At 66.8% G+C, this 18,090-nt stretch carries 16 protein-coding genes; 7 read left to right on the top strand and 9 right to left on the bottom strand.

Features of this window, described 5'->3' with window-relative positions:
- Positions 1 to 77: 77 nt before the first annotated feature.
- From AOZ49_RS21705 to AOZ49_RS21690, 4 genes are all read right to left on the bottom strand, one after another.
- Entirely contained in the window at positions 78 to 266 is a 189-nt protein-coding gene (locus AOZ49_RS21705; RefSeq protein ID WP_054477710.1) for a CrpP-related protein, read from the bottom strand.
- Positions 267 to 375: 109 nt separating this feature from the next.
- On the bottom strand, positions 376 to 2,730 hold the full coding sequence (locus tag AOZ49_RS21700) for a TonB-dependent siderophore receptor (protein WP_156333186.1): 2,355 nt from the start codon (positions 2,728 to 2,730) through the stop codon (positions 376 to 378).
- A 212-nt stretch (positions 2,731 to 2,942) separates the two neighbouring features.
- Positions 2,943 to 3,884 (bottom strand): FecR domain-containing protein, encoded by a 942-nt coding sequence (locus AOZ49_RS21695; protein ID WP_054477708.1) that lies wholly within the window; start codon positions 3,882 to 3,884, stop codon positions 2,943 to 2,945.
- Positions 3,881 to 4,390 carry a sigma-70 family RNA polymerase sigma factor gene (locus tag AOZ49_RS21690; RefSeq protein ID WP_054477706.1) on the bottom strand — a complete coding sequence of 170 codons (510 nt, stop codon included), beginning with the start codon at positions 4,388 to 4,390 and terminating at the stop codon, positions 3,881 to 3,883. The genes AOZ49_RS21695 and AOZ49_RS21690 overlap by 4 nt, the downstream gene beginning before the upstream one ends.
- Positions 4,391 to 4,540: 150 nt before the next feature.
- Here AOZ49_RS21690 and AOZ49_RS21685 point away from each other — a divergent pair, with 150 nt between their 5' ends.
- Together AOZ49_RS21685 and cyoE are read left to right on the top strand one after the other, a co-directional pair.
- Positions 4,541 to 5,020, top strand: a complete 480-nt coding sequence (locus AOZ49_RS21685) for a hypothetical protein (protein ID WP_054431832.1) — start codon at positions 4,541 to 4,543, stop codon at positions 5,018 to 5,020.
- A gap of 256 nt (positions 5,021 to 5,276) precedes the next feature.
- Positions 5,277 to 6,149 carry a heme o synthase gene (cyoE, locus tag AOZ49_RS21680; RefSeq protein WP_054477704.1) on the top strand — a complete coding sequence of 291 codons (873 nt, stop codon included), beginning with the start codon at positions 5,277 to 5,279 and terminating at the stop codon, positions 6,147 to 6,149.
- On the opposite strand, the gene AOZ49_RS21675 is transcribed toward cyoE, so the two are convergent.
- Genes AOZ49_RS21675 through AOZ49_RS21660 form a run of 4 tightly spaced genes read right to left on the bottom strand, consistent with a single transcriptional unit; the run spans position 6,137 to position 12,972 of the window.
- Positions 6,137 to 7,081: a LysR family transcriptional regulator gene (locus tag AOZ49_RS21675; RefSeq protein WP_082380536.1), complete on the bottom strand. Its 945-nt coding sequence runs from the start codon at positions 7,079 to 7,081 to the stop codon at positions 6,137 to 6,139. The two genes, cyoE and AOZ49_RS21675, sit on opposite strands and share 13 nt — an antisense overlap.
- 57 nt (positions 7,082 to 7,138) lie before the next feature.
- On the bottom strand, positions 7,139 to 8,575 hold the full coding sequence (locus AOZ49_RS21670; RefSeq protein ID WP_054477701.1) for an efflux transporter outer membrane subunit: 1,437 nt from the start codon (positions 8,573 to 8,575) through the stop codon (positions 7,139 to 7,141).
- Positions 8,572 to 11,751, bottom strand: a complete 3,180-nt coding sequence (locus AOZ49_RS21665) for an efflux RND transporter permease subunit (protein WP_054477700.1) — start codon at positions 11,749 to 11,751, stop codon at positions 8,572 to 8,574. Before AOZ49_RS21665 ends, AOZ49_RS21670 begins: the two co-directional genes overlap by 4 nt.
- Positions 11,752 to 11,787: 36 nt before the next feature.
- Positions 11,788 to 12,972, bottom strand: coding sequence for an efflux RND transporter periplasmic adaptor subunit (locus AOZ49_RS21660; RefSeq protein WP_054477698.1), 1,185 nt, complete (start codon positions 12,970 to 12,972; stop codon positions 11,788 to 11,790).
- A gap of 473 nt (positions 12,973 to 13,445) precedes the next feature.
- Here AOZ49_RS21660 and AOZ49_RS21655 point away from each other — a divergent pair, with 473 nt between their 5' ends.
- Both AOZ49_RS21655 and AOZ49_RS21650 read left to right on the top strand, forming a co-directional pair.
- On the top strand, positions 13,446 to 14,444 hold the full coding sequence (locus tag AOZ49_RS21655) for a GlxA family transcriptional regulator (RefSeq protein ID WP_054431827.1): 999 nt from the start codon (positions 13,446 to 13,448) through the stop codon (positions 14,442 to 14,444).
- Between the two features lie 79 nt (positions 14,445 to 14,523).
- A complete protein-coding gene (locus AOZ49_RS21650) occupies positions 14,524 to 14,814 on the top strand; it encodes a hypothetical protein (RefSeq protein ID WP_054431826.1) in 291 nt (96 codons plus the stop codon).
- A 134-nt stretch (positions 14,815 to 14,948) separates the two neighbouring features.
- Here AOZ49_RS21650 and AOZ49_RS21645 read toward each other — a convergent pair whose 3' ends face one another.
- Positions 14,949 to 15,383 carry a hypothetical protein gene (locus tag AOZ49_RS21645; protein ID WP_197286762.1) on the bottom strand — a complete coding sequence of 145 codons (435 nt, stop codon included), beginning with the start codon at positions 15,381 to 15,383 and terminating at the stop codon, positions 14,949 to 14,951.
- Positions 15,384 to 15,649: 266 nt separating this feature from the next.
- Between AOZ49_RS21645 and AOZ49_RS21640 the strand changes: the two genes are divergently transcribed.
- Genes AOZ49_RS21640 through AOZ49_RS21630 form a run of 3 tightly spaced genes read left to right on the top strand, consistent with a single transcriptional unit; the run spans position 15,650 to position 18,040 of the window.
- Complete coding sequence (locus AOZ49_RS21640) at positions 15,650 to 16,606, top strand: Bug family tripartite tricarboxylate transporter substrate binding protein (RefSeq protein ID WP_054477694.1); 957 nt, start codon at positions 15,650 to 15,652, stop codon at positions 16,604 to 16,606.
- Positions 16,607 to 16,608: 2 nt separating this feature from the next.
- A complete protein-coding gene (locus tag AOZ49_RS21635) occupies positions 16,609 to 17,244 on the top strand; it encodes a glutathione S-transferase family protein (protein ID WP_054477692.1) in 636 nt (211 codons plus the stop codon).
- 13 nt (positions 17,245 to 17,257) lie between these two features.
- Positions 17,258 to 18,040: an aldolase gene (locus tag AOZ49_RS21630; protein WP_054477690.1), complete on the top strand. Its 783-nt coding sequence runs from the start codon at positions 17,258 to 17,260 to the stop codon at positions 18,038 to 18,040.
- The last annotated feature ends 50 nt before the right edge of the window (positions 18,041 to 18,090 follow it).

The raw sequence follows: 18,090 nt of genomic DNA, 5'->3' as shown, positions 1-18,090 counted from the left end.
CTGCCGCCGGCAGGCGGGGCTGGCGGGCGCAGGGCGTGAAAAAGGGGGGCATGGCCCCCGGGGTGGCGCGGGCGGGACTATATCCGCGCTCGTGAATGCTGCTGGTCCTGCCAGCCGGCCTCCCAGGCTCGCACCTTCGTCAGCCATTGGGTCAGCGGTTCGCGGGTCCAGGTCGGCATCAGCTCAAGCCTGAAATAGGGGCAGTCCAGTTTCACGGCGCCCTGTTCCGCGGCGCTAGAACCTTGCCTCCTGATGTCGTCATACATTGAGTCTCCCCAACGTTAGAGTGAGCCATCAGCTTGCGCGCAGTTCGCGGCGGCGTCGATGTTTATTACGTAACGACACATTGTTGCGCAAGCCGATGGCCGACCCGCCTCAGTACTGATAGCGCAGCGTCAGCATCACGCTACGCGGCTGGCCGTAATAGTTCTGCCGCGCGGCGCCGCCGAGTTTCTCGTAGTACTTGCGATCGAACAGGTTGTCGACCGTGAGCGTGCCCTCGAGGTGGCGGTTGTAGCGATAGCCGATCTGGGCCGAGACGAGGGCATAGCTGCCCTGGTCCCAACGCACCTTGCCGCTCTGCAGGTAGTTGCCGCTGTTCCAGCGCACGCCCGTGCCGACGCTGAACCCTTCCAGCGCCGGCTGGGTGAAGCGGTAGCGCGTCCAGAGGTTGATGGCGTGGCGCGGCGTGATGGTGCTGTACGAGAGCCCTTCGGTGCCCGGGGCCGCCTCCAGGTACTTGGTCTGCGTGTAGGCGTAGCCCGCCACGATGTCCCAGTTCGACAGCAGCGAACCGCTGACCTCGGTCTCGAAGCCCTGGCTGCGCACCTTGCCCGCCGCCACCGAATACATCGGATTGTTCAGGTCGCTCATCGCCCGGTTGCGGTCCAGGATCTGGAACAGCGCGGCATGCGCGTTGAGCCTGCCGTCCATGAACGCGCCCTTCAGGCCGGTCTCGATCTGGCGTCCGACGCGCGGCGCCAGCGTGTTGCCCTGCGCGTCGATATCGGTCTGCGGCTGGAAGATGCTGGTGTAGCTCGCATAGGCCGACAGCTGCGGGGTGAGGTCATACACCACGCCGGCATACGGCGTGGTGCGCGCGGCGATGCGCGTCTCGGCCTGGCTGAAGTCGCCGAAGTACTGGTTGGCGTTGCGCGCGTCGTTCTTCCACCAGGCCAGGCGGGCGCCCGCGATGATCTTCAGATGGTCGGTCGCCTGGAAATTGGCGCGGGTATACAGGCCGAACTCGCTGGTGCGCCCGTCGTTGCCGTTGACCTGCTCCATGTCGGGCCGCGCCATGTCGGTGACCGGCTCGTACACGTTGGTCGGGAACACCGTGCCGCCGCCATAGGTGAAGCGCTTGCGCGTGTAGCTGTAGTCGGCGCCCAGCAGCAGGCTGTGCTCGCGGCCGAAGGCCTCGATCGGCAGGTTCAGGTTGGCGTCCGCGCCCGTGGTCTTCCAGTGGTTGCGGTACGACCAGGCGATGAGGTTGGAATCGCCGTTGAGCGGATTGACGGCCCGGTTGGGCCAGGTGGTCAGGCGCGTGGGCGTATCGGTATCGCGGTGGAACACGCTCGCCTTGACGACGCCGCCGCCCGCGAGCCGGTGCTCCAGGTCCGCGAAGATCTCGGTGGTGTCCTCTTCGATCTGGTTCCAGGCCGCGCTGAGGTTGGTGCCGCGGCGCACGTCGAGCAGCGAGCCGTCGGCATAGGCCGGCAGGCCGAACGCGGGGGTGGTGCGGGCGCGTTGATACGCCACGCCGGCCGCCAGCGTGGTGTGCGGCGTGAGATCGGCCTCGACGATGCCGTAGAGCGTCGGCCGCGTCGAATTCACCCGGTCCACGAACGAGCCGCGATCTTCGTAGGCGGCGATGAAGCGCCCGCGCACCTTGCCCTGGCTGTCGAAAGGCGTGCTCAGGTCGGCCACTGCCCGGTAGTAGTCCCACGATCCCGCGCTGGCCTGCGCGCCAAAGGCGAATTCCTGCAGGGGGCGCTTGCGCACGAGGTTCACGCTGCCGCCCGGCTCGCCGGTGCCTTGATACAGGCCGGACGGGCCGCGCAGCACTTCGATGCGATCGTAGATGGCGAGGTCGAAGCCCGCCGACAGGTTGCCCGCGCCCGCGGGCGAGCGCATGCCATCGACCTGGATCGAGTCGAGCGTATAGCCGCGGGAGATGAATCCCGAGATATTGCCGCCGCTCGCCAGCGTCTCGACGGTGATGCCGGTCACGTTGCGCATCGCGTCCGACAGGCTGTTGAGGTTCTGGTCATCGAGCTGCTGGCGGGTCACGACCGACACCGACTGCGGGATCTCCCTGAGCGTCTGCGCGCCCTTGCCGAGCGTGACCGCGTGGCTGGCGTACGAACCCGTTCCCTCGCTGGTGGCGCGCTCGGCCGCGCCCATGACGGTCACGGCCTCCAGCTGCGTGACCCCGCCTGGCGACGCGGCCTGCAAGGCATAGGTGCCCGCCCCGCTGGGCGCGGCGCGATAGCCGGTGCCCGCCAGCAGGCGGTCAAAGCCCTGCTGCACGCTCATCTCGCCCGAGAGGCCCGGACTCTGGCGGCCCGCCAGCCACGCGGGGTCATAGACGATCTGTACGCCCGCCGCGGCGGCGTAGCGCGCCAGCACCGTATCGAGCGGGCCCGCGCCGATCGCCACGGCTCGCATCTGCGAGGCCGGCGCCGCGCCGGCCTGCGCCGCGGACTGCGCACCCGCCGTCGCGCTCGCCATGGCCGTGCACCACAGCGCCGACCAGATCATTGCCTTGCGGGATCGCTTGCCCCGCGCTGCGCGTACACGTGCCATCACTCTTTCATCCTTTCATTGTCAAGCTGGAAGCGCCCGCATCCCCTCGATGCGGTCTCACTTCCTACTCCGCACGACAACGAAAAAGTGATCACCTCGATACGAATTTTTTCTGCGCGGCCTGCCTTGGCGGCCGATCAGGCGTCCGCCGGCCCGACCGACACCCAGTAGCGCGTCAGGCGCCGCACCGCGATCGGCAGGCGGTCGGCCAGGGCGCGCAGGGCCGCATCGGTATCGCGCAGCGACAGCGCGCCCGACACGCGCAGCCCGGCGACCTCGGCCGAGCAGCGCAGCACGCCCGGACGATGCCGCGCGAGCTCGGCCACGACATCGGCCAGGCGCTGGTCGCGCACGACCAGCATGCCTTGCTCCCAGAGCGCCGCGCTGTCGTCCACGGGCGCGAGCGCGCCGGCCTGGCCGCGCGTGAAGCTGCCACGCTGGCCGGCGTCGATGCGCACCGGCGCGCCATGCGCCGGCCGCGCCAGCACCGCGTGCTCGAATACCATGACCTCGGTGCGATCGTCGATCAACCGCACCGAGAAGCGCGTGCCCAAGGCCTGCGCCTCGCCCTGCGGCGTCTGCACCACGAATGGCCGGTAGGCGCGCTGCGTCTCCTGGCCGGTGGTCACCAGCACCTCGCCCGCCACCAGCACCAGGCGGCGCTCGGCGGCGCCGTAGCGCAGGTCGACGGCGCTGCCGCTGTTCAAGACCAATCGCGTGCCATCGTCGAGGCTGCGGGTCAGCTGTTCCCCCGCGGCGGTGCGCAGGTCCGCGCGCCAGGCGGGCGCCTCACGCCATGCCAGCCAGCCGGACGGCGCCGCCACGCCCAGCCCCAGCATCGCGCGCAGCACGGCGCGGCGGCCCCGCCGCTTGCCGGTGGCGCGCAGCACGTCATGCCCGATCCGCGCCGGCAGCCCGTCGAACGCGCCCAGCACCTGTTCGGCGCGGCCCCAGGCCTGCGCATGGGCCTCGCCCTGCGCCAGCCAGCGCTCGAACGCCCGGCGCGTGTTCGCATCGGCGGGCTCGTAGCGCAGCCGGATCACCCAGCTGGCCGCTTCCTCGAGCAGCGCCTCGTTCATGCGGCGGCGCTCATGCAGGCCATCAGGGCCTTGTGCAGATGGCGCCGTACCGTGATGACGGGCTTGCCGGTCCGCTCGGCAATCTCCCGCAGCGTGAGCCCGTCGAGCTGGGCCAGCAGGAACATGTCGCGCGTCGCGGCCGGCAGGCGTTGCAGCATGGCGTCGATCGCCACCAGCGTCTGCACGATCATGAGACCGGCTTCCGGCGACGGCACCTGCGGCTCGGGCAGGTGCGCGATCGTTTCCAGATAGGCCTGTTGCACCGCGCGGCGGCGCCAATGGTCGATCAGCAGCCCCTTGGCGATATGCGTGATCAGCGCGCGCGGCTCCTCGCGCAAGACCGGCGGCCGGCGCGCGGCCATCAGCCGCACGAACGTGTCGTGCGCCAGATCGGCCGCGTCGCCGCTGTCACCCAGCTTGCGATGGAGCCAGCCTTGCAGCCAGCCATGGTGATGGCGATAAAGCTGCTCGACCGCGGGGAGGGAAAGGGGGTCGGGAGATTGCAAGATGGCCGCTAGTGTAGCGAATGCGAATAAGAAATACTATTAATTGGAACCGACGAACCGTGGCGGGAATAAAGTTCGTCTTTATTGACGGATGGCGTTACAAGGGTCCCGTGGATACCCGATTCAGATAGCCGATCCGAGAAAACCGACATGACATCGCTGCAACAACGCTTCCTGGATCATCTTGCCGCTCGCGGCTGGACGGTGCGGCGGACGACGCCCGACCCGACCGCCGCGGCCGCGCCGGGCGACGCGCACGGCTATGGCGCATTCCTGGCGACCTTCACCGAATTGCACAACGCGACCCAGACACGCTGGTTCCTGAGCGCGGCCGACCATGACGGCACGGGGGACAGCGCTTTTCCTTGGCACGCCCTGCGCGATATCAGCCTGGAGGCGGCGCTGGACGATGGCGGCCGGCAGGCGGTCCTGGACTTCTGGAGCCAGCACACGCCGATCTACATGAGCGTTGCCGGCGACTACGAATTCCTGGCGATAGAACGCGACTCGGGCCGCATCGTGCACGGCATCGAGCCGGAATTCGAGGACACGCGCGACGTCGCCCCGAGCATCACGGCCCTGTTCGAAGACATGATCGCGGGCCGCGCCATGGTCATCGGTTTTTCGTGACGTCGGGATCTGCGGGATCCATGTCCGAAACTTCACTTTCGTGCACCGTTGCACAGAGGCTATAAAGCTTGCGGCGCGAAGGAAAACTCCGTGGTCCAGATAATTCCTCGCGTCGCATTCGACCGTATCGCCGTGGCCATTCATAGATCCGACAGGCCCACGCGTTAGCCCACGAGCGGCGCGATCACGGTTATTCCTGTCATCAAGCCTGTTCGGCTGCTTCCTGTTCGCGCCCACATCGGTGCGGCGCAATTTCATGTATCGAACCTATCTCGAATTGGTCAAGCCAGGCATTGTGGCCGGTAATCTGATATCTCTCGCCGGAGGCTACTTGCTCGCATCGCAGGGCGTCGTGGATGCAAGTCACCTTGCACTGGTGATATCCGGCGCAGCGCTCGTGATCGGCTCCGGCTGCGCCGCCAACAACGTGATTGACCGTGATATCGATCGGCTCATGGAACGCACCTATGCGCGTCCGATGGCTACCGGGAGCATTTCGATCAGGTCGGCGCTCGTCTTCACCTGTATTCTGGCTCTCATCGGGCTCTCGCTGTTGTATGCCGCGACGCATCGAATTGCGCCGCTGTTCCTGATGCTCATCGGATACGTTGTCTATGTCGGCCTGTACTCGCTTATCCTGAAGCGCAGATCGGTCCACGCCACGCTGGTCGGCAGCATATCGGGGGCGATCCCTCCCGTGGTGGGCTATTGCTCGGTGCGTGGAACCCTCGACACCGCGGCTGTCGCGCTCTTCGTGATCTTCGGGATATGGCAGATGCCTCATTCGTATGCCATCGCCATGTTCAGGTGGAAGGACTACGAAGCGGCGTCCATCCCCGTCCTGCCCCTGGTGAAGGGGCGACATCATGCGAAGCGGCGTATCGTCCTGTACATCACCGCCTTTCTCGTGGCCGCGCTTGCGCTTCCTGCGTTGGGATACGTGGGAAATCTCTACCTCTCAACGGTTCTCCTGAGCGGCGTCTACTGGCTGAAAACCGCGCTCGCGGGGTTCTCGGCCAGCGATGATGCGCGCTGGGCGCGGCGGGTGTTCGCGGCTTCCATCGCGGCGGTGGTACTGATCAGCGTTGCCATGTCCATCGATGCGGCTCGAGGAATTCAGCATTCCTGAAGATTGGGACGAATGAAATCCAGAAACGCCCTGACTCTCGCCGGCGCCTGGCGCGTGGGGAGCAGGGCGACCAGGGGAACCTGGGGCAGTGACCATCGCTCCAGGACATGGACAATCCTGTCGCCGCTGGCTTCTCCGGCCTCGAACTTCAAGAGGGGCCCGACTCCGACTCCCGCGCGGACCAGGGATCGGATCATGCCGGAATCGCTGGCCGCCACCTTGCCCGATACCTGGACCCTCTCTTCCCGCGTGTCTGAGCGCAATACCCATTGGAACTCGCCTGTCGGCGCGCCGACCAGGCATTGATGCCGGGCCAGGTCGGCCGGCGTCCGCGGCGCGCCGTGTCTGTCGAGATAGGCGGCGGATGCATACAGGCGCGGCGTCATTGCGCTGATGACGTGGGCGATCAGGCTGGAACTCGGCTGCGGGCCGAAGCGCAGCGCGATGTCGCAAGTGCTGCTGATCGGGTCGACGCGCTGATTGCCCAGTTCGAAATGGCAATGGATGTCCGGATACCGGCGGTGGAAGGCGTCGATCACCGTCGGCATGAATACCTGGGCCAGCGAGGCCGGCAGCGACACGCTCAGTTGCCCGCCGGGACAGGCGATGCCGGCCTGCAACTGCTCATGCGCGACGCGCGCTTCATCGATGAGGTCCCGGCAACGCTCGAAGTAGAGCGCGCCGGCCTCGGTCAAGCCGATTTTCCGGGTGCTGCGCTTGAGCAGCGGCATCCCCAGATCGCGCTCCAGTCCGCTCACTCGCCGCGACAGCGTCGAGGGAGGCACGCCGAGCGCGGCGGCGGACAGGCTGAAGCTGCCTCGCCGCGCGACCTCGACGAACAGGGCGATGTCGTTCAGCTGTATGGTCGCCCGGGGCGCATCGGCCGATGCGCGGGCCACGGCGGGTTTCGCGGCCCGGCGTTCTGTTTTCATGCCTTACGCCCTCCGTCCAGAAACAAGCCGCCTCGAACCCATCCGGAAGACCGCGGGCTACCTGGCAACCACACGGTCGGCGCTGACAGACTCCCAGCCCCCGCCGAGCGCCTTGAACAGGTCCACCTGAGCATTTACGACCCGCGCTTCACCCTCGGCAAGCTGCGCCTGCGCGTCGGCGTAGGTGCGCTCCGCGTCCAGCAAGGCCAGGCTGTCGGCGCGCCCCTCCCGCGCCTGCGCCCGGACGATGCGCGCCACCTTCTCCGCCTGGTCCCGGGCCGCGGCCAGGGACACGCGCCGGTCCAGGCTCCGGGCGTAGTTCGAGAGCGCGGTTTCCGTCTCGCTCAAGGCCTGTATCACCGTCCCGTCGAACGCCGCCAGCGCGGCTTGGGCGTCGGCGGTGGCGCCATCGATACGGGCGCGGATCGCTTCCTGGTTCGGGAACGACCAGGACAGGAGCGGACCGGCCAGCCAGCGTAGCGGGCCGCTGCCGAAGAAGTCGTTCAGGCCCAGCCCGGCGGAGCCGACCGACGCGCCGATGGAGACGCGCGGGTAAAGCGCTGCCGTCGCCACGCCGATCCGGGCCGTTTCCGCCGCCAGTCGTCGCTCCGCGGCGCGCACGTCGGGACGCCGGGCGAGCAGAGCCATGCCGTTGCCGACAGGGATGGGCTGCAGGACCGTGGGCGGCGCCGCGAGCGCGGCGGCTTCGGGCGGGAGGTCCCTGGGCGATCGGCCGGTCAGCAGCGAGAGCCGGAACAGCTCGGCCTGGCGCTCGGCGACGATCCTGGGGATGTCAGCTCGTCGCTGGTCCCGAAGCGCCGCGATACGCGCGGTGTCCAGGGAAGTCGTCAGGCCCGCGTCCTCCCTGCTGGTCGTCGCGCTGACCGAGCGGTCCAGCAGTTCCACGATCTGTCTTGCCACGGCCAGGCGATGCGCGGCGCTGGCGGCGCCCAGGTAGGCGCGGGTCGTCGCCGCCACGGTCGATACCCGCACGGCGTCCAGCTCGGCCTGCGCCGCCTGGTAATCGCCCCGTGACGCTTCGATGTTCCGTCTCACGCGGCCGAACAGGTCGACCTCATACGCCACGGATAGACCCGCATCGACAACGGTATTCTCGCGATCGACGCCGGGCGCGGCCTGGATGGCGGATTGCCGCTGCCGGTTCGCGCTTGCGCCAAGTTCGGTGCCCGGCAGCCGATCGGCGGAGGTTTGGCGAAGTTGGGCGCGCGCGCGGGCCAGCCGCGCGATCGCCACGCGCACGTCGGTGTTCGAGGCCAGGGCATCCTGCACCAGCCTGTCCAGCACCGGGTCCTCGTATAGCCTCCACCAGTCCGGGGAAACGGGAACGGCGTCGGGCGCGGTCGCATCGCTTCGGGACAGGAACGGCCCCGCCGCCGAAACCGGGATCGGCGGCTTTTCGTAGTCCGGGCCGACCGCGCACGCGCTCAGGAGCAGCGGTGCAACCAACATGGATAGGATGTGCAATCGAGTCACGTGAGGGCTCCTGGTTGGTCGTGTCGCGGTTCCAGCGAGCGGGCGCCCGCCCGTCGGGACAGCCGATCTCCGAGCGTGCGGCAAACGACGTAGAACGTGGGGGTATAGAGCAGGCCGAAGACGGTGACGCCGACCATGCCAAAGAAAACGGAGGTGCCCAACGCCTGCCTCAGCTCGGCGCCCGCGCCCGAGGCCACGAGCATGGGCACGGCGCCCAGAATGAAGGCAAAGCTCGTCATCAGGATCGGGCGCAAGCGGGTCTGCGCGGCGCGCACCGCCGCGGCGGCCGGGCTCAGGCCGTCTTCCTCTTCCGCCTGTTTCGCGAACTCGACCACCAGGATCGCGTTCTTGGCGGCAAGGGCGATCAGCACCACGAGACCGATCTGCGTCAGGACGTTGTTGTCCATCCCGCGCAGATTGACGCCGACCATGGCCGCAAGCAGGCACATGGGGACGATGAGGATGATGGCCAGGGGCAGGGTGAGGCTTTCATATTGGGCGGCCAACACCAGGAACACGAACACCACCGCCAGCGCGAAGACGAGGCCGGCGGTGTTGCCCGCGATCTTCTGCTGGAACGCGATGCCCGTCCATTCGTAGCCGTATCCCGAGGGCAGCGTCTCACCGGCGAGCCTTTCCATCGTGGCGAGCGACCTGCCCGTGGAGGTGCCCGGCGCGGTGTCTCCGTCCACCTCGACCGCGGGGAACAGGTTGTAGCGCACCACCCGGAACGGCCCGGTTTCGCTCTTGAACGTGGCCACCGAGCCGATGGGCACCATTGCCCCGCTGTCGGAGCGCGTCTTCAGATTGGCGATGTCGGATTCGCTGTTGCGCTGGCCTTGTTCGGCCTGCGCGATCACCCGGAACGTGCGTCCCAGCAGGTTGAAGTCATTCACATAGGCCGATCCCAGATAGACTTGCAGCGCTTCGAAGACGCGATCCGGCGGGACGCCCAGCGCCTCGGCCTTGCGCCGGTCGATGTCGGCGAAGATGCGGGGCGTGGCTGTGTTGAAGAACGAGTAGACCTGCGATAGCCCCTCGGTGCCGTTCGCCTTGGCCATGAGCTGATCGGCAGCCGAACCGAGCGGCTTGTAGCCGTGGCCGCCACGATCCTGCACCATCATCCGGTAGCCGCCCGCCGAGCCGATGCCGTCGATCAGCGGAGGGGGAATGATGAGCACCCGCGCCTGATCAATGTCCGCGACGGCCTTGCGGGCTTCATCCAGGATGGCGCTGGCGGGGCGGGACCGTTCTTCGAATGGCTTGAGCGGGATGAAGGCGGTGGCGGTGTTCGGCGAATTCGTATTCGACGCGGCGTCGTAGCCGGGCAGCATGATCGTGCCGCGAATCCCGTCGATCTTCAGCAGCCGCTTGGATACCTCCTGCACGACGGCATCGGTGCGCGCCAGCGAGGCGCCCGGCGGCAGTTGCGTGATCGATATCAGATAGCTCTGGTCCTGCGCGGGAATGAAACCGGTGGGCGTGACCCAGAATATGCCTATGGTTGCCAGCACGAGTCCGCCATAGCTGACCAGGGCGCGCTTCGGACGCGCCACCAGCCACTGCGTCAATCGGCCATAGCGGGCGCTGAACCGGTCGAATCGCTCATTGAACCCGTCGCCGGCAAGCTGCAGGCGACGGACGAGAGGATGCCGGCTTTTCTCCTTTTTGTGTGGCCGCAGCAGCACCGCGGCCAAGGCAGGCGACAGCGTCAGCGACAAGACGAGGGAAATGACGGTGGCGCCGGAAATGGTGAGCGCGAACTGCTTGTAGAACGCCCCGGAAAGGCCGGTCAGAAAGAACGTGGGAATGAATACCGCGCAAAGCACCAGCACGATGGCCACCAGGGCCGCCGACACTTCGTCCATCGAGACGCGCGCGGCTTCCAGCGGGCTCAGGCCCCGCGCCAGGTTTCGTTCCACGTTTTCCACGACGACGATGGCGTCGTCCACGACGATGCCGATCGCCAGGACCAGGCCGAACAGCGACAGACTGTTCAAGCTGTAGCCAAACACGGCCAGCAAGGCGAAGGTGCCCACCAGCGAGATGGGAATCGCCACGACGGGGATGATTGCGGCGCGCCAGTTCTGAAGGAAAACGAAGATGACCAGAACAACGAGCGCCGCGGCTTCGAAAAGCGTCTCCCGGACCGCTTCGGTGGATTGCGCAATGAAGCGCGTCGAGTTCCACATGATCCGGTACTCAAGACCAGGTGGAAACGCCTTTGCCGCCTCCTGCATCTCGCGTTCGAGGGTGATGCCGGTCTCAAGCGCGTTCGTGCCAGGCCGCTGGAAAATGGCGATCATGACCGATGGCTTGCCCGAAAGATAGGAATTGGTTCCGTAGTCGTCGGCGCCCAGTTCGACGCGCGCGACGTCGCGAACGCGCGTCTGGCGGCCAGCGGAATCCGTGCGGATCACAATGTTGGCGAACTGCTCCGGCTCGCTCAGCCTCCCCTGCGTTCGGACGTTCAGCTGGAAGGCCTGGGCGCCCGGGTTGGGCGGCTGGCCCAGCGCCCCGGAGGCGACCTGCACGTTCTGGGCGCGCATGGCGGCGACAATCTCCCCGGCCGTCAGCTCAAGCGCGGCGGCGCGCCGCGGATCGATCCAGACCCGCATGGCCACTTCGCGGCTACCGAAAATTCGGGCCTCGCCGACACCGTCGATGCGGCTCAGCTTGTCGCGCAGCTGGGTGAGCGCGTAGTTCGACAGATAGGCTTGATCCAGCGAGCCATCCGGAGAGACCAGGTTGATCGCCATCAGGGCGCTTGGCGAGGTCTTGCGGGTGGTGACTCCCAGCCGCTGCACCTCTTGCGGCAGGCGCGGCACGGCCGCCGCAACCCGGTTCTGCACGAGCATCTGGGCGGCGTCGAGATCGGTCCCGACCTTGAACGTAATCGATATGGCCACCTTTCCGTCCGCCGTGGACTGGCTGGACTGGTAAAGCATGTTCTCCACGCCATTGATTTCCTGCTCGATGGGCGCGGCAACGGTTTCCGCGACGGTTTCCGCCGAAGCGCCGGGGTAGGTGGCGGAAACGACGACGGTGGGCGGAATGATGTCCGGGTGTTGCGCAACGGGAAGCGCGAAATAGGAGATCGCACCCACAATCGTGATGACGATCGCCAGCACCGCGGCGAATATCGGGCGCGTAATGAAGAAGCGCGACAGGCGCATGAGATTTTTTCCTTTATGGCAGCCGCCGGGGCCTCGTTACGACGCGAACGCCGATGGTTCCGGTTTCGTCTGCACCTTCGCGCCCGGAATGGCGTGTTGCAGTCCGCCGACGATCACTCTGTCGTCGGCGGCCAGGCCGGCACGCACGATCCGGAGCCCGTCGACGAGCGGGCCGAGTTCGACGGTCCTGACAAGTACCGTGTCCTCGGCGGAAACGGTGAGAACCGTCTTGCGCGTCTGATCGATCTGGACCGCGGAGTCGGGAATCAGCAAGGCAGGCGCGCCGGATCCGCTTGCCAGCCTCATGTTTCCGAACAACCCCGGCGTCAGGAACAATTTCGGATTCGCGACCACGGCGCGCATTCGTATGGTCCCCGAGCGAGGGTCGATCCCGTTATCCGTGAAGTCGAGCTTTCCGCGCCAGGTGTAGTCGGGTTCATCCTGAAGCCGCACCTCGACCTGGGTTTGCGCCGCGCTCGGTTCCCCGGCACGCATGGCTTTCAGGTACAAGGCTTCGGATGCGTCGAATGTGAAATAGATCGGGTCCAGCGCATTGATGGTGGTCAGGCGGGTGCCGTTTCCCGCTTCTCCACTCATGACCAGGTTGCCGGGGTCGACACGGCGGTCGGAAACCCTGCCCGTTATCGGCGAGCGCACCTCCGTGAATTCCAACTCGAGCGACTTCAGCGCAACGCGAGCTTGCGCGCCGGCAACGTCTGCCGTGCCGGCCCGCACCCGCGCCTGCAACTGATCGATGTCGCTCTTTGAAATCGCGCTGTCGCCCACCAGCCGCTGCGCTCGAGCGAGGTCGGCGCGCGCGAGCTCGAGTTCGCTGGTCGCGCTGGCGAGGCCGGCCTGCGCTTCCGCGCAGGCCGCCTTGTAGGGGCGCGGGTCGATGGAAAAGAGCAATTGGCCCTGCTGGACGATTTCGCCGTCCTTGAAATGCACCCCCACGATCTGGCCAGACACCCGGGGCCGGACTTCCACCCGGCGACTGGCCTCGAAACGGCCGACATAGTCGTCCCATTCGATGACGGTGCGCTGTACCGGCAATGCGACGGAGACCGTGGGAAGCGCGACCGCGCTGACTGCCAACGACTTTTTGGGGGGCAGAAGAAACAAGGCGCAGGCCGTCGCCGTGGCGAGTCCCGCGGCCAGCAAAGCCGTGCGCGGGAAGACCGGCTTTTTACCCGTGCGGGAGGAAAGGCGTGGATGGGTCATGCGGCCGCTCTCCGCGCAAGGTAGGACTTTCTATGGTTCATGTTGGATGTCGCTCTGTAAGAGAACTCGGATGCGCCATGCGTGCTGGCGCCGGCCGTCATCAAACGGCCCGCCGCCGGCATGGGCGTTGTCGTTGACCCGGAACGCTCCGCGCAGCGGTGGGGAGGCGCCCGGCGATGGGCGCCTGGCGTCTTCCGGGCCTTCAACGTGTGAGGATTCTCCCGCTGGCGCGCCGATGCCAAAAGGACTTAGTTCCCTCCTTTTTCGCCACGACGGGTCTGGAGGAACGCCAGCATGCATCGATGCATGGGCAATGCCATCCGGCTTGCCTGCGCGCCGCGCCACATGTCTTTTTTTGAGGGATATATGTCTTACTGGCCACCGCGCGGGCTGGGTAACATCAATCCCGGGCCACGCGCCGGCCACGGCCAGGATGCGGTGGAACCGACTTCCGAACGTGGTGCAAGAGTGTCATGAACCCAATCTCATCCAGCGCGAGCCGCACGCGGCGGGACATTGCGTTCCTCGTATTCCACGATTTCCAGATCCAGGACTTGACGGGGCCACTGGCGGCGTTCGAGGTAGCCGGCGGGCTGCTGGGCGACGATTCCTACCGATACCAGGTCATATCGCTGGCTGGAGGGCCCGTTCGAAGCTCGGCAGGCCTGGAAGTCACCACGCAAAGGGCTGGGTTTTCCGCCTGCGACACCGTGATCGTGGCGGGCGCCGGCCTTGGCGCCTACCCCGACGCGGCATTGCCGGAAACCTGCGACTATCTGAATCACGTCGTCGCCAAAGGCGCCCGCCGCATCGCAAGCGTCTGCACGGGCGCCTTCATATTGGCGGCAAGCGGCCTTCTTGACGGCCTGTGCGCGACGACGCACTGGAAATACGCCGCGCGCCTGCAACGCGAGTACCCCCGAGTGAAGGTGGATGGCGATCGGATCTTCACCCGAGAGGGCGGCATCTGGACGTCGGCGGGTGTCACCACCGGCATCGACATGGCGTTGGCCATGATCGAAGAGGATCATGGCGCGGGCCTGTCTCACGCCGTTGCCCAGATGCTGGTCGTCTACCATCGCCGGCCCGGCGGGCAATCCCAATTCTCGGCCATTGCCGATATGGAACCCGAGTCGGACAGAATTCGCACGGTGCTGACTTATATTCGCGAACACCTGCATGAATCATTGTCGACCGAGCTTCTGGCCTCCGTTGCCTGCTTGAGTCCGCGGCAGTTCGGACGCGCATTTCTGGCCGAAACGGGGGAGACGCCGGCCAAGGCCGTCGAACGCCTGCGCGTCGAGGTGGCCAGGCAACGCGTCGAGCGCGGCGCGGAGCCGATCGAGATCATCGCTCACAGAATCGGCTTCACCGATCCCGAAAGAATGCGCAGGGCATTCATTCGCGTGCTGGGGCATCCCCCGCAGAGCATCCGGCGCATGGCCTCGCGGCAGGCGCCGCTGCTGGCCTGACGCTGTTTCGGGAGGCATCGTGGCGACTGGCGCGGAGCAACGTAAAATGGCAGGTCTTCAGCCTCCACATGCCTGCCTTATGAACCTTGACCGACTGCGCCGCGAATTTCCCGACTTCGACATCACAACCCTGCCGCCCCTGCCCGAAGGGTACGTCGATGCGTCGAGCTACATCGATGCCGCGCCGTCATTCGAGAACCGGGAACGCGGCTTGAAGGTGTATGTCGACTACGCCGACTATGCCGACCGCGAATCCGGCAGAAGCCAGCGCTTCTGTGTTTCGCGCTACGACGAGGAAGAGGGCGACTTCGACGATGTCGCCCTGTCGACCAATGATTGGGCCGAAGTCGTGCGCTTCCTGACCGCCTGAATGCCCTCTTCCGGGGGGATCGGCTTCGGCTCCGATCGTCGGATGATCCCCCCCCGCGACCGCTTGCGCTCACTGGGTCTTTATTGATTTGGACGGCTGCTGCCCAACCTGGACCGCGCGATAGAAAAGCAGGCTCAACATAAGCCCTGATGGCGGTACTCACCCGGTGCGCCCAGCACGGCGCAGAACTTGTGGTTTTCGCCGGAATAGGCGTGCTTGGCGTGGATGGTCAGCGTGCCTCCGGCCAACCCGACCTTCTTCGGATTGCAAGACCAGAAGCCGCTGGAGATTTCGTTGTACGACGCCCTGGCGACCAGGCGCGGCGGTTGCCCGGGCTGCTGCTTTCCGGATGTCGTAGTGGCCAGCCACTCGATCCAGACACGGCAGCTCACATGCTCGAAGCCCACGTTCTCCAAGATCACCCGGTAGGAGCCCTGGCCGTCGCGGGAATGCCAACTTCCGCCAGTCAGCGTCCCCAGGATCTCCGCTTGATCCGCGTCAGTCTCCGCGATGCAGGGAGCCGCCACCAGGAACGAAAGGCTTAGCAACGCTGCTGCAAGAATTTTCATGGTTCGGATGGCCTGTCGAGAATCGGCGTGAAAGGAGTGATGGACGACGCGGCGGCGTTTTATGGACTGGATGACAAGCATAACCGGCAGGTATTGGAGCAAATCGGCCGGCTTGGACTGCCGCGCTAACAACGCCAACAAAAAAGCGAACCTTACTCCCGCCCCTCAGGGATTCCCCCAATCACATTTCCCTTGCGGAAAATCAATGCTCTATAGGACACTTTGTGTCATAGCCGCAATCAAGCGGCGGACACAAGGGGAATCCCATGAAGCGCATCATCATGGCCGCCGCGTTGGCGCTGGCCGCAAGCGGCGGCGCGCAGGCCGCGTTTCCGGATCATCCGATCCGGCTGGTGGTGCCGTTCGGCGCCGGCGGCATCACCGATATCGTGGCGCGCCAGGTCGGCAAGGGCATGGGCGATGCGCTCGGGCAGAGCGTGGTGGTGGAGAACCGGCCCGGCGCCGGCGGGGTGATCGCGGCCCAGGTGGCGGCCACGGCGCCGGCCGACGGCTATACGATCTTCATGGGCACGGTGGGCACGCAGGTGGTGAACCCGCTGATCTACGCCAAGCTCAGCTACGACCCCGACAAGTTCGCGCCGGTCGGGCTGGTGTCCGGCTCGCCCTATCTGCTGGCGGTGCGCGGCGACCTGCCGGCGGCGAATTTCGCGGACTTCGTGGCGTACGCCAAGGCGCATCCGGCCAAGCTGAATTTCGGCTCGGCGGGCACGGCCAGTTCGCCGCACCTGGGGCTGGAGCTGCTGAAGCTGACGGCGGGCGTGGATATTGTGCACGTGCCGTTCAAGAGCGGCAGCGAGGCGGTCAACGCGGCCATCGGCGGCCAGGTGGACGTGGTGATGGATGCCAGTCCGGTGATCATGCCGCACGTGGCCTCGGGCAAGCTGCGCGCGCTGGCGGTGGCGGCGGACCAGCGCCTGCCGTCGGCGCCGCAGGTGCCGGCCGCGGGCGAGGCCGGCGACGCGGGGCTGCAGATCAGTTCCTGGAATGCGTTCTTCGCGCCGGCCGGCACGCCGCCGGCGGTGCTGGAAAAGCTCAACGCGGCGCTGCGCCAGACGCTGGCCTCGCCCGATTTGAAGACGCGGCTGGCGGCGCAGGGCACGCAGCTCTACACCGGCGCGCCGGACGAATACCAGCGCTTCATCGCGGCCGAAAAGAAGAAGTGGGCCGAGATCGTCAAGCGCGCCGACATCAGGATGGATTGACCATGACGACGCACCCCCTGGCGGGACAGCCGCTGGAACTGGCCGACACGCTGCGCTCGGGCAATGCCTGGAAGATCCGGCTGGCCTGCGGCTACATGGGGCTGGCGCTGACGCGCCGCACCTTCGACATCGTGCAGGGCGACCTGGAGACCGAGGCGTTCGGCCGCATCAATCCGTGGCGCCAGGTGCCGGCGCTGCGCACGCCGGAGGGCGCGTGGCTGGCGGAGTCGCAGGCCATCCTGTGGTATCTGGGCCAGGGCACGCCCTGGCTGCCGGACGGGCGCCTGGCGCAGGCGCAGGTGGCCAGCTGGCTGAGTTTCGAGCAGACCCAGCACATGCATGCCTTCGCGCAGCCGCGGCTGCTGATCCACCTGCGCGGCACGGCGCGGGCGGATGACGCGGCGATGGTCGAATGGCGGCGCATCGGCATGCGCGCGGCGGCCTGGATGGAGGAGCATCTGGCGGGCCGCGCTTTCCTGGTGGGCGAGGCGCCGACCATCGCCGACATCGCGCTCTATCCCTACACCAGCATGGCGGAGCAGGGCGGTTACGACCTGTCCGCCTTTACCCACATCAACGCCTGGCTGGCGCGCATGCGCGCCCTGCCGGGCTTTACGCCGTTGTTGGAAACGGCATAGCGAGGAGTCACAGATGGCCGATACGATGCACTTGGGAAAGGATGAACTGATCGCGCGGGCCAAGGCCGAGATGCAGCGCCAGTTCGACACGCCCGACTGGACGCTGCGCGAACGCCTGGCGCTGACCTGCCGCATCCTGTTCGACGGCGGGCACGATTCGGGCCTGGCGGGCCAGATCACGGCGCGCGCGCCGGAGCCCGACCGCTACTACACGCAGCGGTTGGGCCTGGGCTTTGACGAGATCACGGCCGGCAATCTGCTGCTGGTGGACGAGGACCTGCGGGTGCAGGAGGGCGGCGGCATGCCCAACCCGGCCAACCGCTTCCACTCGTGGATCTACCGGGCGCGGCCGGACGTCAACTGCATCATCCATACGCACCCGCTGCACGCGGCCTCGCTGTCGATGCTGGAGGTGCCGCTGGAGGTCTCGCACATGGACAACTGCCCGCTGTACGGCGACGTGGCGTTCCTGAAGGACTGGCCGGGCGTGCCGGTGGGCAACGAGGAAGGCGAGATCATCTCGGCGGCGCTGGGCGACAAGCGCGCCATCCTGCTGTCGCACCGCGGCATGCTGGTGGCCGCGGGCACGGTGGAAGAGGCCTGCGTGCTGGCGCTGCAGTTCGAGCGCGCCGCCCGCATGCAGCTGCTGGCGATGGCGGCCGGCAAGATCCAGCCGATTCCGCCGGCGCTGGGGCACGAGGCGCACGACTGGATCCTGACGCCCAAGCGCTCGCAGGTGGGCTTTTCGTATTACGCGCGGCGGGCGCTGCGCCAGCATCCGGACGTGCTGGGCTAGGGGCTGCCGGGGCGGCCCGGCCTGCGCAGGGGGCCTGCCGCGCGGGCGGG

This window comes from Achromobacter sp. 2789STDY5608615 (assembly GCF_001298995.1).
Classification (GTDB): domain Bacteria; phylum Pseudomonadota; class Gammaproteobacteria; order Burkholderiales; family Burkholderiaceae_B; genus Achromobacter; species Achromobacter insuavis.
Note: the sequence above shows the minus strand (reverse complement) of the source record. Positions and strands in the feature narration are given on the sequence as shown.